We start from the raw sequence: 15,737 nt of genomic DNA, 5'->3' as shown, positions 1-15,737 counted from the left end.
GGCCCGGAAACCCCGGGAGTGCTCTACGATGGCTGTCGTGGCAAGCAGTATTTCTGATGCCGTCAAAAGACTACTCGTTGGGCGGCCGTTTCGCAGCGACAGTTACCGTGTCCAGGCCCTGCCCAAGCGCATCGCCATGCCGGTCTTCGCCTCCGACATGCTCTCATCCGTGGCCTATGCCCCCGATGAGATCCTGCTGGGTCTGGCGGTGGCTGGCATGGCCGGACTGCACCTGGGGCCGTGGGTGGGCGTGGGCGTCGGTGTGGTCATCGTCCTATTGGTGCTGTGCTATCGGCAGAACCTGCGTGCCTATCCCGATGGCGGTGGGGACTACGAGGTGGCCGCGAAGAATCTGGGGCGCGGCCCCTCCCTGTTCGTCGCCTCGGCCCTGCTGGTCGACTACACGCTCACCCTGGCGGTTTCGATGGCGGTCTTCGCGGCCTATCTGGCCGCGGCCTGGCCCGTGCTGGCGCCGCATACCGTGTGGATCGCGGTGGCCGGTATCGCGCTGGTGACACTGCTGGGCCTGCGCGGCTGGCGCTCCCGCCGGAAACTTCTGGCCGCCCCCACCTATCTGTTCATCGCGGCGGTTGGGTTGACCCTGATCGTCGGTGCGATCCGGGTTCTCTCCGGGGACCCCCCGAGCACCGCCAGCTCGCAGCTGCACATCGCCGATCCCGCTGACCCCGGCGCCCAACTGACGGGGATCGGCCTGCTGGTGCTCTTCCTGCGGTCCTTCGCCTCGGGGTCGGTGGCGCTGGCGGGGGTGGAGACCGTCGCAACGGCGGTCCCCAGTTTCCGCAAGCCGCGCGGGCGCAACGCCGGCAACACCCTGTTGTTGACCGGGGTGCTCTCGATCGTGCTGTTGGTGGGACTGACGTGGCTGGCCGGGGTGACCGGTGTCAAATACGTCGAGCGGCCGGAACAGGCGCTGCTACGCGCCGATGGCACGCCGGTGGGCGACTACGCCCAGGACCCCGTGCTGGGGCAGCTGGCACTGGGCGTCTTCGACTTCGCGCCGGCGCTGGGCTATTGCGTGATCATCATCGCAGCACTGGTACTGCTGGCGGCGGCCAACACCTCGGTCGAGGGCTTTCCCGGTCTGGCCTCTCGGCTGGCGCGTGACGGCTTCCTGCCGCGCCAGCTCGCCCAGCGCGGGGACCGAATGACCCTGTCCAATGGCATCCTGTTGCTGGCCGGCGCCGCCGTGGTGCTGGTCGTGGCCACAGGGGCGGAGCCGACCCGGTTGGTGCAGATGTACCTGGTCGGAGTGTTCTTCTCCTTCGCGATCGGGCAGCTGGGCATGGTGCGCCACTGGACGGTCAGGGTGCGCCGGATGGTGTCCTCGCCGGCGCGCACCCGGATGCTGGCCGCGCGCCTGGTGGCAGGATTCTCCCTGGTCGTGGTCGGCGCGGTGCTGCTCATCGTGGTGGTCACCAAGTTCACCCACGGCGCCTGGCTGGCGCTTGTGGCGATGGTGGTGCTCTCGCTCATCATGGGCGCTGTGCGCAGGCACTACCAGCGGGTCGATTCGGAGTTGGCGGCGGCGCCCGACGATCCCGCTCAGCGCCTGCCGCCGAACACCCACGCGGTGGTCGTGGTCACGGAGATCCACAAGCCGACGCTGCGCGCGCTGTCCTTCGCCCGCGCCACCCGGCCGACGTTCATCGGAGCGATCACGGTGGCCGTAGACGAGGACGCGGCGGCTCAACTGCAGCGCCGGTGGGACGAGATGGAGCTGCCGGTCCCATTGACCATCCTGGCCTCGCCCTACCGGGCCCTGGTGCGCCCGGTGCTGGGCCACATCGCGCGGATCCGCCGTGACAATCCGGAGGATCTGGTGATCGTGTTCATCCCACAGTTCATCCTGGGCCGGTGGTGGGAGCACCTGCTGCACAATCAGACCGTGTTGAGATTGAAATCACGCCTGCTCATCGTGCCCAATGTGGTGGTGGCGACCGTGCCGTGGCGTCTGCAGTCGTTCACCGCGGGTCCGGACGCGTATATTGAACCCTTGCGCCCTGCGCGCGATCAGTCGGAGACCACATGGGGAGACCAGATATGAACGAGCGCCCGCAGCTCGGAGACGAACTCGAATTACAGGTCCTGCGACCCGCCGCCGGCGGGGAGTCGGTGGCGACGGGGGAGTACGGCACGGTGTTCGTCACTGGCACCCTGCCCGGCGAGACCGTGCGGGCCAGGATCACCGAGGTCAAGCCGCGTTTCGCCAGGGCCGCAACCGTCGAGGCGCTCGACGCCGCTGCAGCACGGGTACCCGATCGCCGGGTGGCCTGGGGTGCCGAGGGCGTGGGAGGCGTCGAATTCGCCCACGTCGACTTGGCGACCTCCCGAGACCTCAAGGCCCAGGCGGCCCGGGATCAGCTTGCCCGCATCGGCGGGATCGAAACCGAGCTGAGCGTGGCTCCCGCACCCCTGGAGGCCACCGGGGGACAGGACGCCGGACAGGCCTGGCGGACACGTGTCCAACTGGCGGTGCGCCCCGACGGGCGCCCCGGGATGTACCGCGCGGGCACGCACGACGTCGTCGACGTCGACCGGCTGCCCTTGGCGGTCGGGGAACTGGACGCCCTGGGGGTCCAACACGGCGTCTTCCCCGGTGTGTCCCGGATCGAGCTGGCAGCCGGCACCGGGTGCGGGACGATCGTGGCGACCGGTCGGCCCTCTGCACAGGCAACCGCGGCGCTGCGCTCGATCGCCGAGGCCTCGGGCTTCAGCCTGTTAGTAGCTTCCTCCCACGGCAGGGTGGCGGGCGCGGGACGGCGCCAGCGCGGTGGCAAACAGGTTCGGGCCCGGCGCCCGAAGCCGGGTTCGGATACCGCCCAGGGTGCTATCACCCTGGGGGAGACGACACTGCTCCAGCGGGTTGCCGCCAGTGATTTCCGGGTTAGCGCCCAGCGTTTCTGGCAGGTCCACCGGGATGCCGCCGAGGTGCTCTCGGACCGGGTGCTCTCACGCATCGACGGTACCGACAGCGTGCTCGACCTGTACTGCGGTGCAGGCCTGTTCTCCCTGCGTGCGGCGCATGAACTCGGTGTGCCGGTGATCGGGCTGGAGGGCTCGGCGCGTGCCGTCGAGGACGCCAGGGCGAATGCGCAGCGACTGCTGGGCGCGGGCAGCACCGGCGCCGAATTCGGCACCGCCCGGATCGAGCGGCTGACCGAGTTGCCCGGTGCCGACACCGTGATCGTCGACCCGCCGCGGGCCGGCTTGGGCCAGAAAGTGGTCGACCTGATCTCCGGAACCGGAGCCGGACGGCTGCTCTACGTCTCCTGCGATCCCGGCACCTTCGCCCGCGATGCGAAGAACCTGCTGGAGCGCGGCTGGCGGCTGGAGACCGTTGAGGGGCACGATCTGTTCCCACTGACGGCGCATGTGGAATTTTTCAGTGAATTTGTTCGCTAATTCCCTCAGGGCGCGCCAGCTTGAGGCTCACCACGCCGATGCGGGATGGTAGAGCCGAAACCCTCGCAATCCCCTAGAATCCGCGCCGTTCATTCTGTGATCCGCAGTGGCGGGCCGGGCCCGAATGGGCTAGAATTTATCTTGATGTCAAGATAGTTTAGGCCAGCGGATTGTGACCTAAATAGGATCTTGGATAACCGATCAGGAGAGTGACGATGAGCAACGTCGATAGCTTCAAAGCCAAGAGCACTCTTGAGGTCGGAAGCAACAGCTATGAGATCTACCGCCTCGATGCGGTGGACGGCTCGCAGAAGCTTCCGTACAGCCTCAAGGTACTCCTGGAGAACCTGCTGCGCACCGAAGATGGTGCGAATATCACGGCAGACCACATCAAGGCCCTGGCCGACTGGGATCCCAGCGCGGAACCCAGCGTCGAAATCCAGTTCACGCCCGCCCGCGTCGTCATGCAGGACTTCACCGGCGTGCCCTGCATCGTCGACCTGGCTACGATGCGCGAAGCCGTGAAGGACATGGGCGGCGATCCGACCAAGATCAACCCGCTGGCACCGGCCGAACTGGTCATCGACCACTCGGTGCAGATCGACTCCTTCGGTTCCGAGGACTCGATCAAGCGCAATATGGACATCGAATACCAGCGCAACGGGGAACGCTACCAGTTCCTGCGCTGGGGCCAGACCGCCTTCGACGACTTCAAGGTCGTTCCCCCGGGCATGGGCATCGTTCACCAGGTCAACATCGAGCACCTGGCCCGCGTGGTCATGGCCCGTGAGACCGACGGTGTCATGCGCGCCTACCCCGACACCCTGGTCGGCACCGACTCGCACACCACGATGGTCAACGGCCTGGGCGTGCTCGGCTGGGGCGTCGGCGGCATCGAAGCCGAGGCCGCCATGCTGGGCCAGCCCGTGTCGATGCTGATCCCGCGCGTGGTCGGCTTCAAGCTGACCGGTTCGATCCCCTCGGGCGTGACCGCCACCGACGTCGTGCTGACCATCACGGACATGCTGCGCCAGCACGGCGTGGTCGGCAAGTTCGTGGAGTTCTACGGCCAGGGCGTGGGCGAGGTCCCGCTGGCCAACCGTGCGACGATCGGCAATATGAGCCCCGAGTTCGGTTCGACCGCTGCGATCTTCCCGATCGACGACGTCACCCTGGACTACCTGCGCCTGACCGGCCGCTCCGACGAGCAGGTCGCCCTGGTGGAGAAGTACACCAAGGAACAGGGCCTGTGGCACGATCCGTCTGTCGAGGTCGACTACTCGGAGTACCTGGAACTGGACCTGGGCACCGTCGTCCCCTCGATCTCCGGGCCCAAGCGCCCTCAGGACCGGATCGAGCTGACCGACGCCAAGGCACAGTTCGAAAAGGACATCCACAACTACGCCAAGCCGGGCGAGGAGGCGAAGGAAGCAGACGTCGCGATGGGCGATGGACGCAACTTCGCACTGAAGAACGGCGCCGTGGCGATCGCCTCGATCACCTCGTGCACCAACACCTCGAACCCCTCGGTGATGATGGCCGCAGGCCTCTTGGCACGTAAGGCCAATAAGCTGGGCCTGAAGACCAAGCCGTGGGTCAAGACCTCGATCGCACCCGGATCGCGCGTCGTCAGCGAATACTACGACAAGGCCGGCCTGATTCCGGACCTCGAAGCGCTGAACTTCTACGTGGTCGGCTACGGCTGCGCGACCTGCATCGGCAACTCCGGCCCGCTGGAGAACGAGATCTCGCAGTCCATCCAGGACAACGACCTCTCCGTGACCGCAGTGCTTTCGGGCAACCGCAACTTCGAGGGCCGCATCAGCCCCGACGTCAAGATGAACTACCTGGCCTCCCCGCCGCTGGTCATCGCCTATGCGCTGGCCGGCACGATGGACTTCGACTTCGATAACCAGCCCCTGGGACAGGATTCCGAGGGCAAGGACGTCTATCTCAAGGACATCTGGCCCTCGCCGGAGGAAGTCCAGGAGGTCATCGACTCCTCGATCGACACCGCCATGTTCGACAAGGAATACGGCACGATCTTCGACGGTGACGAGCGCTGGCAGTCCCTGCCCACGCCCGAGGGCAAGACCTTCGAGTGGGACGAGAACTCCACCTATGTGCGCAAGCCCACCTACTTCGACGGCATGCCCGCGGAACCGGAGCCCGTCTCCGACATCAGCGGCGCCCGCGTGCTGCTGAAGCTGGGCGACTCGGTGACCACCGACCACATCTCGCCCGCAGGTTCCTTCAAGGCCGACACCCCGGCCGGCAAGTACCTGGTCGAGCACGGCGTCGAGCGCAAGGACTTCAACTCCTACGGCTCGCGACGCGGTAACCACGAGGTCATGATCCGCGGCACCTTCGCCAACATCCGCCTGGCCAATCAGCTGCTGGACGGTGTGCAGGGCGGCTTCACCCGCGACTTCACCCTCGAAGGCGGCCCGCAGACCACGGTCTTCGACGCCTCGCAGAACTACCAGGCCGCCGGCATTCCGCTGGTTGTCCTCGGTGGCAAGGAATACGGCACCGGCTCCTCGCGTGACTGGGCCGCCAAGGGCACCAAGTTGCTCGGTGTGGGCGCCGTCATTGCCCAGAGCTTCGAGCGGATCCACCGCTCGAACCTCATCGGCATGGGCGTCGTCCCGCTGCAGTTCCCGGCAGGCGAATCCGCCGAGACCCTGGGCCTGGACGGCACGGAGACCTTCGATATCGCCGGTCTGACGGAGCTGAACAACGGGACCACCCCGAAGACCGTCAAGGTCACCGCAACCGCGGCCGACGGTTCCACCACGGAGTTCGACGCGGTCGTGCGCATCGACACCCCCGGGGAGGCCGACTACTACCGTAACGGCGGCATCCTGCAGTACGTGCTGCGTTCGCTCGTGAAGTGATCGTTCGGTAGCATCGCTACGGCGCGGGGCCGGAGGGACATCATGTCCCTCCGGCCCCGCGCCGTTTCCGGCATACTGTGATCATGCCGCAGGCGTATCGCAGATCTGAGACAGGGCTGCGACACGCTTGCGATCAACCGGCGAACCATTCCCCATAACGTGGTTCATGAGCCGATCGGACCCCGATCACTCCCGACTACCGAGGAGCCTCCCATGAAAGCCCGCAAGCCCCTGATCCTGTCCGCCGCTCTGTCCGCCGTCGCACTCTCCCTGAGCGCCTGCATGACCGTCGACCAGCGCGGCTCCCAGTCGGCCGACTCCGCCCCACCGGGCGGCGACGACACGGCGGCGTCAGCTCCGGCAGCTGGGACCACGACGGGCGAACTCCCCGCCGCGAGCACTTTCGGAGCCGCGGTCACCTCCCGCACGGGTTGTGCCGGTGGCAGCATTGACATCGGCGAGACCGACGCGGTGGTCGAACTGATCGAACACTGCGCGAACGTCACCGTCTCGGCCGCCGACGCCGTCGTCCTGGCCCCGCACGGGATCGGTGCGCTGATCATCACCGGTGCCGGGAACTCTGTGGCCACGTCCGCAGTCGAGTCGGTGAACATGTCCGGCTCGGATAACACCGTGGCCTATGCGGGTCCCGCTCCGCAGACCAGCGGCGACGGAGTCGACAACACGGTCTCGACCACGCCCCTGCAAGGCTGAGGCCGGTGGACACCGGGGGCACCAGGATCCTCCTGGTCGACGACGATCCGGCGATCAGGGACAGCGTCGGATCCTTCCTGCAGCGCGCCGGGTTCGCCGTTTTCTGCGCTGCGGATGGACTCGAGGCCCTGGCCCAGCTGGCCGCGGGCCAGGGCTCCGGGCCCGCCGTGGTCGTTTCCGACGTCATGATGCCCGGCCTCGACGGCCGCGAACTGCTGCGGCGGATGCGCGCGGCCGGGATCTGGACTCCGGTCCTCCTGCTGACCCGGGTGGGCCAGGCCGCTGAACGCTCCGCGGCACTCGACGAAGGCGCAGACGACTATCTGAACAAGCCCTTCGAACCCCAGGAGTTGGCCTCGCGCATCCGGGCGCTGGTGCGGCGCAGCCGGCCTGCACCGGGGCCCGTGGCCGATGTGCTGGTGGCCGGCCCCCGCTCCACGGGGGAGGTCAGGCTCGAACGGGAAGGCCGGCGGGTCTTCCTGGGGCCCGCGGAGGTCTCCTTGACACCGCGGGCCTTCGCTCTGCTCGACTTCTTCATGATGCACCCGGACGAGACCCACAGTCGGGAAACCCTGCTCGAGCGGGTCTGGGGATTCGAATCCGTCGTCGCCTCGCGCGCCGTCGACCACCGGATCGCCGAACTGCGCCGCGTGCTGCACGAGGACGCCTCCGACCCCACTCTGATCCGCACGGTGCCGGGTGGCTACCGGCTGATCGCAGCGGTGCGCCGTGGCTGAGCGCCGAGGCCTGCGGATCGGTGACTGGACGGCCCTGCTCCTGGTCTGCGCACTGCTTACCAGCGGGATTCTCGTATGGCTGCTGGCGCCGTCGACCTGGCTGTCGGCCTCGGCCCCACTGGGCGCCGTGATCGGAGGAGCCGGGGTGCTTGTGCTCTGCGCATACACCGCCCTGGCGATCGCGGGGAGGCGTGCGGCGACGCGGCTCGACCGGGCGCGCGCGGCCGAGCGCGAGGCCGCGGCCCAGGCGCGCCGCAGGTTCCTCTCCCGGCTCGACCACGAGCTGAAGAACCCCGTGACGGTGGTGCGCTCCCTGGCGGCCGAACGGGCCGAACGCGATCCGGCGTGGGCCGGGGTGCGCGGCCAGGCCGACCGGATGGCGCGCCTGGTCGGGGATCTGCGCGCGCTGGCCGAACTCGAGGAGACACCCCTGGCGGTCGAACCGGTCGATCCGGGCCTGTTGATCCGCGAAGCAGTCGAGGACCTCGCCGAGGAGACGGGCACCGGCCCCCGCGCCCGGATCTCGATCCAGCTGCCATCGGCGCCCTGGCCCCTGCCGCTGTGTCCTGGCGACCCGGACCTGCTGCGCCTGGCGATCGGCAACCTCGTGAGCAATGCCGTGAAGTACACGGATGTGGGGCAGAGGGTCGAGGTGCGCGGCAGCGAGGCCGACGGCTGGGTGGTCATCGAGGTTGCGGACACCGGCCGGGGCATCCCCGCCGCCGAGGTCGCGACGGTCTTCGAAGAGCTGGGCAGGGCTTCGAATGCGCTCGATCGCCCCGGCTCCGGGGTCGGCCTGGCCCTGGTGCGGGTGATCGTCGCGCGCCACGGCGGCACCGTCTCCCTGCGCTCACGGCTGGGGGAGGGCACCAGCGTCCGCCTGGCCCTGCCATTGCCCACCGGGCACTGAGCTGAGCGTCGGCTCATAACCGGCCCTGGCAGGACGAGGATAGGATGGACGCGGCTCGTATTCGGCGGGTCGTGACCGTGCAAGGAGGCCGCCCATTCTTTCCGATATCGCCTCTCCACAGGACCTCAAACGCCTGGACCCGGCCGAATGCGAGGTACTGGCCAAGGAGATCCGCGACGTGCTGGTCGACACCGTCGCACGCACCGGCGGGCACCTGGGCCCCAACCTCGGGGTCGTGGAACTCACCCTGGCCCTGCACCGCACCTTCGACTCACCGCGGGACACCCTGCTGTTCGACGTGGGCCACCAGGCCTACGTCCACAAGCTGCTGACCGGCCGGGCTGAGCGCTTCGAGACCCTGCGACAATTCGGCGGGCTCTCCGGCTACCCCAGCCGTGCCGAAAGCGACCACGATGTGCTCGAGCACTCGCACGCCTCGGCCGCGCTGTCCTGGGCCGACGGGATCGCGAAGGCCCACCAATTGCGCGGGGAGTCCGAGCGCTACGTCGTCGTGGTGATCGGTGACGGGGCATTGACAGGGGGTATGGCCTGGGAAGCGCTGAACACGATCGCAGCGGATAAATCGGTACCCGCCCGGCGTCTGATCATCGTCGTCAACGACAACGGTCGCTCCTATTCGCCCACCGTCGGTGGCTTCGCCGAACACCTCGACGCGCTGCGCACCTCGAACGCCTATGAACAGCTACTGGACTGGGGTAAGGAGGCGCTGCACCATTCGGGAATCCCCGGACGCGCCGCCTATACCGCGATGCACGGGATGAAGCGCGGACTCAAGGACATGTTCTCCGCCCCCGAGGCCGGGATGTTCGCGGACCTGGGCATCAAGTACATGGGGCCGATCGACGGCCACGACCAGTTCGCCCTGGAGAAGGCGCTGGAGCGGGCCAAGGGCTACACCCAGGGGCCCGTCATCGTGCACGCACTGACCGAGAAGGGCCACGGCTACGGCCCGGCCGTGGCCGATGAGGCCGATCAGTTCCACTCGGTGGGCGTGATCGACCCGGTAACCGGCCGGGCCCAGCCCAGCACCGGCACCTCCTACACCCAGGTGTTCGGCCAGGAGATCCTCGAGATCGCCCGGCGCCGCGAGGATATCGTGGCGATCACCGCGGCGATGCTGGACCCGGTCGGGCTGCGCCCCTTCGCCACCGAGTTCCCCGAGCGGGTATTCGACGTCGGCATCGCCGAACAGCACGCGGTGGCCTCTGCCGCAGGCCTTGCCTACGGCGGCCTGCACCCGGTCGTGGCCGTCTACGCGACGTTCCTCAACCGCGCCTTCGACCAGCTGCTGATGGACGTGGCCCTGCACCGGCAGGCAGTGACCATCGTGCTCGACCGGGCGGGGATCACCGGCCCGGACGGGGCCAGCCACCACGGCGTGTGGGACATGGCGCTGGCCCGGATCGTGCCAGGCCTGCGCCTGGCCGCCCCGCGCGACGCCGAACGCCTGCGGGAGGAACTGAACGAGGCGGTGACCATCGAGGACGGGCCGTCCATCGTGCGCTTCGCCAAGGGCACTGTCGGTCGGGAGATCGTCGCGCTGCACCGCGACGCCTGTGGCGTCGACACCCTGGCCGAGGTCCCCGCCGGCCTGGCCGCCGATGTCTACATCGTGTCCGTCGGCGCCCTGGCCGACCGGGCGCTGGCCGTGCACGCCCGGCTGGCGGAAGCCGGAATCGGGGCCAGTGTGGTCGACCCCCGCTGGGTTCTGCCCGTCCCGGCCCCGGTCGTGGCAGATGGGGCCGCACACCGTTTGGTCGTGGTGATCGAGGATGGGGTCAAACTAGGCGGCATCGGCACACAGGTGCGCCAGGACCTGCGCGATGAGGAGCACCGCACGGGGGTGCTCGAACTCGGGGTGCCGCACGAATTCCTCCCGCACGGCACCCGTGAGGAGATCCTCGAGCTGGCCGGCCTCGACGTCGAGACCATGGTGCGCCGGATCACCGGCCACCTGGCCGGCACCGACTGAAGCCCGGTGCCGACTAGAGGTTCGCCAATGCCCTCGCCAGCGGGTCCGCTGCGTACTCGATCTGCCAGGGCCTGGCGGCATGCGCGGCCAGGAAATCGGCGATGAAGGCCCCATCGCCGATGCTCGGCAGGCCTGCCAGCTCCTTGAGGATCTTGGGCGCCAGGACGATTTCCCTGGGCATGTCGAGCTCCGCCGCGACGTGCCCCAGAGAGGCCCGCAGCGCCTCGAGCCGGGCCTTGACCAGGTCCTTGTCGACCCGGGGCCCGGCCTTGGCATCGGCCTTGCGACCCGGCATGGAGGACTCGGGCAGTTTATCGGCGGCCTTGAGCACGGAGTAGAACTCCCTGGCATCCGCGGGAGTCGGGCCCTTGCCCGGTAGGTGCAGGATGTCGGAGGGGGAACGGACATGGCCTGCGGCGATGGCCACGAGCTTCTTATCGGGCACCACCCGCCCCGGTGCCACATCGCGGTCCTCGGCCAAATCGTCGCGCAGCGCCCACATCGCGCGCACCCGGCCCAGTTGTCTGCGCGACTTCAGCGCACCCAGACCGTGCACCCGGCGCCAGGGCTCGGCGTAGACCTTCGGTTCGAAGGTCTTGAGATGGGCGAACTCCTGGACGGCGAAGCCGTCCTTGCCCGCAGCGCGCAGCCGCTGCCACAGCAGCTCCTCGAGCTGGGGCAGTAGCTCAACATCGAGAGCTGCATAGGCCAGCCAGTCGTGCGGCAGGGGCCGGTGGGACCAGTCCACGGCCGAATGCTCCTTGGCCAGGCGCACGCCCAGCAGGCCACCGACCACGCTGGCCAACCCGATCCGCTCGAAGTTCAGCAGCTGGGCGGCCAGTTCGGTGTCGAAGAGCGCATCGGGGTGCATTCCGCGCTCGGCCAGGCACGGCAGATCCTGGGTGGCGGCGTGCAGGATCCATTCGACCCCATCCAGGGCACGGGAGACCTCGCGCAGATCCGGCAGGGCCTCTGGGTCGACGAGCACGATGCCCGCGCCAGCGCGTTTGAGCTGGATCAGGAAGGCGCGCTGGCCGTAGCGGATCCCCGAGGCGCGCTCCGCATCGAGGCCCACGGGGCCGGACCCGGACCGCAGAGCCGCGACGGCGGTGGCGAGTGCAGCGGGCGTGTCGACGACCTCGGGTACGCCGGCCTCGGGTTCGGCCAGCAGCGGCAGGGCCTCAAGCGAATCGTCGGACTGGGGGTTGCTCATGGGCGGTTGCTCCCTGGGAAGGCGCTGACGCCCTCGGGTAGTGGTGGAAGGCCTGCGACCGTGCAGAGCAGGTCGAGCCAGGCGTCGATGTGGTCCGCGACGTCCTCCGGGGCGGCGAGGATGGGAGTCCAGGACGCGCGCAGTTCGAGATCGCGGGTGTCGGGTCTTTCGGCCAGGATGCCGAAGCTCTCGGCGAGCACCCGGGTGGTCTGCCCGCCCACGCGCTCGACGGTGGCGTGGTGTCGGTTCAACGCCTCGGTCAGCCAGGACCAGGCGACTGGGCCCAACAGGACCTCCTCTGCCATCTCGGGCTCGAGTTCGGACCGGATGTAGGTCACGATCCGGAATTCGCCGCCCCACTCACGGGGGGCCGAGGCATCGTAGAGCAGGGCCATCCGGCCCGTGCCGATGACAGCCGGAACGGCCCCGCCGGATACGCGGGCACTCAGCGCTGCCGCCCAGGGGGCCAGCCCGCCGGGTGCGGAAACCTCCTCGAGGGTCACCGGGCCGGCGCTGCCGGCCTGTGCCAGAGCCCGATGAGCGCGCTCGAACGGCTCCGGGATTCTTCTCAGCTGCATGGGTTGGTCCACTCTGCAACTGTAAGACCTGGCCGCGGACCCCGTGCGTCCGGCTCGCCGACCGCACGGTGTGGCGTCATATGACTCACACGCCCGCCGGGGCGGCGGGGTGGGAATATGTTGATGTCGAGACGTGTTGTCTTCGAAGATCTACGGAAGGAAGAACCATGGCAGTTGAGCCCGCGGCATTCAAGCACGCATTCGGACACCACCCGGCGGGGGTCGCGGTGATCTCTGCGGCGGGCCCGGACGGACCCGCCGGACTGACGGTGTCCTCGGTCGCCAGCGTTTCCGTCAATCCGCCTGCTCTGCTGTTCTCCCTGAGCACCAGCCGGGGCTCGGCCTCGAAGATCCTGGCCGCGGACAGCTTCGTGGTCAACCTGCTGGGAGCAGACCAACTGCCCATCGCCCAGTCCTTCGCCAAGCCGGGCGCTCCGCGGTTCACCACGGAGCAGGGCTGGAGCACCCTGCCGACGGGCGAGCCGGTCCTGTCCGGGGTGCACGCCGCACTGCGCTGTACGCCGTTCGAGAAGGTCGCGATCGGGGACTCGACGTGCATCGTCGCCCGTGTCGAGGACGTCGTCGTCGACGCGGCAGGGGACCCATTGGTCTATATGGACCGTGGTTTCTACACCCTGGACGCCGAACACGTGATCGGCTGACCATCCGCCGGATGAGATCTTCAAGGTCACACCGCGATACCGTCCGCGGCGGGCAACCGGATTTGAGACGATAGGGCATATGGTTTCCACTCTTGTGCGCGCCGCACGTTCCCAGGACGTCGACTTCACCCCGGTCTGGTTCATGCGCCAGGCCGGCCGGTCCCTGCCCGAATACCGCGAGCTGCGCCGCGGCAATGCAATGCTCGAGGCCTGCCGGACCCCGGACCTCGTCACCGAGATCACCCTCCAGCCGGTCCGTCGGCACGGCGTGGACGCGGCCATCTTCTTCTCCGATATCGTCGTGCCCCTGCAGGCCGCGGGGGTGGGCGTCGAGATCAAACCGGGCGTCGGGCCCGTCATCGACCACCCCGTGCGCTCGCGGGCCGATCTGGACCGGCTGCCGGAGCTGAGCGCCGAACACTTCGCGGACATCACCGAGTCCGTCACCCGGATCACAGCAGAACTGGGCGAGACCCCGCTGATCGGTTTCGCCGGTGCGCCGTTCACGGTCGCCAGCTACCTGATCGAGGGCGGGCCGAGCAAGAACCACGAGAAGACCAAGGCGATGATGCTGGGCGATCCGGCCCTGTTCCACGACATCCTGGAACGCCTGGCCGGCTATTCCGCGACTTTCATCGGGGTGCAGCTGGCCGCGGGGGCCTCCGCCTTCCAGCTGTTCGACTCCTGGGCGGGCTACCTGGGACCCGACGACTACATCGGCTCCGTGCTCGAGCACTCCACCGCGGTTTTCGAGGCCCTGCGGCCCTACGACGTCCCCGGCTTCCACTTCGGCGTGCAGACCGGCGAACTGCTCGAACCGATGTCGCGGGCGGGCTCCGATGTCATGGGCGTGGACTTCCGGGTCCGGCTGGCCGACGCATCTGCGCGTGTGCAGCCGGGCCAGGCGCTGCAGGGCAACCTCGACCCCGCTCTGCTGTTCGCTCCCTGGGAAGTGCTGCGCCCGCGCATCGCCGATATCGTCAAGGCCGGCCTGGACCACGGCGGCCACGTGTTCAATCTGGGCCACGGCGTCCTGCCGAACACCGATCCGGCAGTGCCGGGCCTCATCGTCGACGAGGTCCATCGGGTCAGCGCGGAACTCATCGCAGCCCGCAGGGCGGGGGAGGCCGCATGAGCGCGCCCGCCGATTTCATCATCGTCGGCGCGGGGATCTCCGGACTCGTCACCGCCTGGCGCCTGCACACGGCCCAGCCGTCCGCCCGCATCCGCGTCATCGAACGGCGTGTTCGACTGGGCGGCTGCCTCAAGCGCGATGAGCTGGGCGGCTACGCCGGACTCGGCGCCGATGTGGGCGCCGAGGCCAGCCTCTACGTCCGCCCGGAAACCCGCGCCCTGGCCGCGGAGCTGGATCTGGAACCGGTCTATCCGGACCGGTCCCAGCACTCACAGCTGTTCGTCGGAGGGCGTCTGCATGAGATGCCGGCCGGCACTCTGATGGGGGTGCCGGGCGATCCGCAGTCGCTGCACGGGATCCTCAGCGAGCCCGAAATCGAGCGCGTGGCCCACGAACAGCTCACCGATCCGGTGGCAGGCGACGTGGCCGTCGGAGAGTTCCTCGCCGCCCGCCTGGGCGATGCGGTCGTCGATAAACTCATCGATCCGTTGCTCGGCGGCGTGTACTCCGGCCGCTGCCGCGACCTGTCCATGGCCGCCACCGTGCCCGCCCTGCTGCCGGCTGCCAATACCGGCGCCGGAGTCCTTGAGACGGTCAGGCAGACCCTGGCCCGGCGCACCGCGACCCGCGGCGCAAACGTTCCCGGCACCCAGACCGCCGACGCCCCACCGACCTTCATGAGCCTGCCGGGTGGTATCAACGGACTCGTGGACGCCCTGGCGACCCGGCTGCGCGGCGCCGGAGTCGAACTGCTGACCGCCACTGAGGTCGAACAGATCGCCCGGAGTGAGAACGGCTGGTCCGTGACGACGGCAGGCGGGCACCCCATGAGCGCAGCCAACCTGGTCCTGGCGGTGCCGGCCTATGCGGCGGCCGGGCTGCTGCGGGCCATGGACGAACCGGCGGCCGAACGCATCGCGGGCAGGCTCGGCGCCATCCCCTATGCGAATTCGGCACTGGTGAACACGGTGCTGTGCCTGGACGGGGAACTGACGGGTTCGGGCTTCCTGGTGCCGCCGGCGGAACCGGCCTTCATCAAGGCCTCGACCTTCGCCTCGAACAAGTGGCCGTGGCTGCGCGATTCCCTGCCCGAGGGGCTGGCGGTGGTGCGGATGAGCATCGGGCGCTACGGCGATCCGGCCTCGGCCTGGTCCGAGCTGTCCGATGCGGAACTGATCGACCGCGCAGTGGCCGACTGGTCGCGGATCACTGGGCGCCACGACGAACTGGTCCACGCCGGCGTCCAACGCTGGAACCAGGCCCTGCCACAGTATCTGCCCGGACATCTGGAACGCATAGCGGAACTCGACGCTGACCTGGCCGGCATCCCCGGCCTGGGACTGGTCGGCTCGGCCTTCGACGGGGTCGGCATCCCGGCCTGCATCAAGCGCGCCACCACCGAGGCCGCCCGGCTGAGCGCCTGAGGCCCCGCTCCACATCGACTTCATTGCAATCCGACGAGGAAAGGAACACCC

Annotated in this window: 12 protein-coding genes; 10 read left to right on the top strand and 2 right to left on the bottom strand. The window is 68.6% G+C overall.

All coding sequences use genetic code 11. The annotated features are described in order from the left end of the window. Positions 1–28 precede the first annotated feature (28 nt). From NQ036_RS01835 to dxs, 7 genes are all read left to right on the top strand, one after another. A complete protein-coding gene (locus tag NQ036_RS01835; protein WP_257046532.1) occupies positions 29–2,065 on the top strand; it encodes an APC family permease in 2,037 nt (678 codons plus the stop codon). Beyond that, positions 2,062–3,423, top strand: coding sequence for a class I SAM-dependent RNA methyltransferase (locus NQ036_RS01830; RefSeq protein WP_257056881.1), 1,362 nt, complete (start codon positions 2,062–2,064; stop codon positions 3,421–3,423). The genes NQ036_RS01835 and NQ036_RS01830 overlap by 4 nt, the downstream gene beginning before the upstream one ends. Before the next feature lie 215 nt (positions 3,424–3,638). Further along, positions 3,639–6,320: an aconitate hydratase AcnA gene (gene acnA, locus NQ036_RS01825; RefSeq protein ID WP_257046530.1), complete on the top strand. Its 2,682-nt coding sequence runs from the start codon at positions 3,639–3,641 to the stop codon at positions 6,318–6,320. Between the two features lie 213 nt (positions 6,321–6,533). Further along, the gene (locus NQ036_RS01820) at positions 6,534–7,034 is read left to right on the top strand and encodes a DUF3060 domain-containing protein (RefSeq protein ID WP_257046529.1); all 501 of its coding nucleotides are present in this window, start codon (positions 6,534–6,536) and stop codon (positions 7,032–7,034) included. Between the two features lie 5 nt (positions 7,035–7,039). Further along, the gene (locus NQ036_RS01815) at positions 7,040–7,771 is read left to right on the top strand and encodes a response regulator transcription factor (protein ID WP_257046528.1); all 732 of its coding nucleotides are present in this window, start codon (positions 7,040–7,042) and stop codon (positions 7,769–7,771) included. Continuing rightward, the gene (locus NQ036_RS01810; RefSeq protein ID WP_257046527.1) at positions 7,764–8,681 is read left to right on the top strand and encodes a HAMP domain-containing sensor histidine kinase; all 918 of its coding nucleotides are present in this window, start codon (positions 7,764–7,766) and stop codon (positions 8,679–8,681) included. Before NQ036_RS01815 ends, NQ036_RS01810 begins: the two co-directional genes overlap by 8 nt. Before the next feature lie 94 nt (positions 8,682–8,775). Then, the gene (gene dxs, locus NQ036_RS01805; protein ID WP_257046652.1) at positions 8,776–10,674 is read left to right on the top strand and encodes a 1-deoxy-D-xylulose-5-phosphate synthase; all 1,899 of its coding nucleotides are present in this window, start codon (positions 8,776–8,778) and stop codon (positions 10,672–10,674) included. Positions 10,675–10,687: 13 nt separating this feature from the next. Here the strand turns inward: dxs and NQ036_RS01800 are convergent, their stop codons facing one another. Both NQ036_RS01800 and NQ036_RS01795 read right to left on the bottom strand, forming a co-directional pair. Further along, positions 10,688–11,887, bottom strand: coding sequence for an HRDC domain-containing protein (locus NQ036_RS01800; protein WP_257046526.1), 1,200 nt, complete (start codon positions 11,885–11,887; stop codon positions 10,688–10,690). Then, positions 11,884–12,477, bottom strand: a complete 594-nt coding sequence (locus NQ036_RS01795; RefSeq protein WP_257046525.1) for a DUF3000 domain-containing protein — start codon at positions 12,475–12,477, stop codon at positions 11,884–11,886. Before NQ036_RS01795 ends, NQ036_RS01800 begins: the two co-directional genes overlap by 4 nt. A 155-nt stretch (positions 12,478–12,632) precedes the next feature. On the opposite strand from NQ036_RS01795, the gene NQ036_RS01790 reads away from it, so the two are divergent. From NQ036_RS01790 to hemG, 3 genes are all read left to right on the top strand, one after another. Beyond that, positions 12,633–13,127: a flavin reductase family protein gene (locus NQ036_RS01790; protein ID WP_257056880.1), complete on the top strand. Its 495-nt coding sequence runs from the start codon at positions 12,633–12,635 to the stop codon at positions 13,125–13,127. Positions 13,128–13,206: 79 nt separating this feature from the next. Then, on the top strand, positions 13,207–14,262 hold the full coding sequence (gene hemE, locus NQ036_RS01785) for a uroporphyrinogen decarboxylase (protein WP_257046523.1): 1,056 nt from the start codon (positions 13,207–13,209) through the stop codon (positions 14,260–14,262). Next, positions 14,259–15,686: a protoporphyrinogen oxidase gene (gene hemG, locus NQ036_RS01780; protein ID WP_257046522.1), complete on the top strand. Its 1,428-nt coding sequence runs from the start codon at positions 14,259–14,261 to the stop codon at positions 15,684–15,686. The genes hemE and hemG overlap by 4 nt, the downstream gene beginning before the upstream one ends. Positions 15,687–15,737: the final 51 nt, after the last annotated feature.

The organism is Brevibacterium sp. 91QC2O2 (assembly GCF_024580695.1).
Classification (GTDB): Bacteria; Actinomycetota; Actinomycetes; order Actinomycetales; family Brevibacteriaceae; genus Brevibacterium; species Brevibacterium moorei.
Note: the sequence above shows the minus strand (reverse complement) of the source record. Positions and strands in the feature narration are given on the sequence as shown.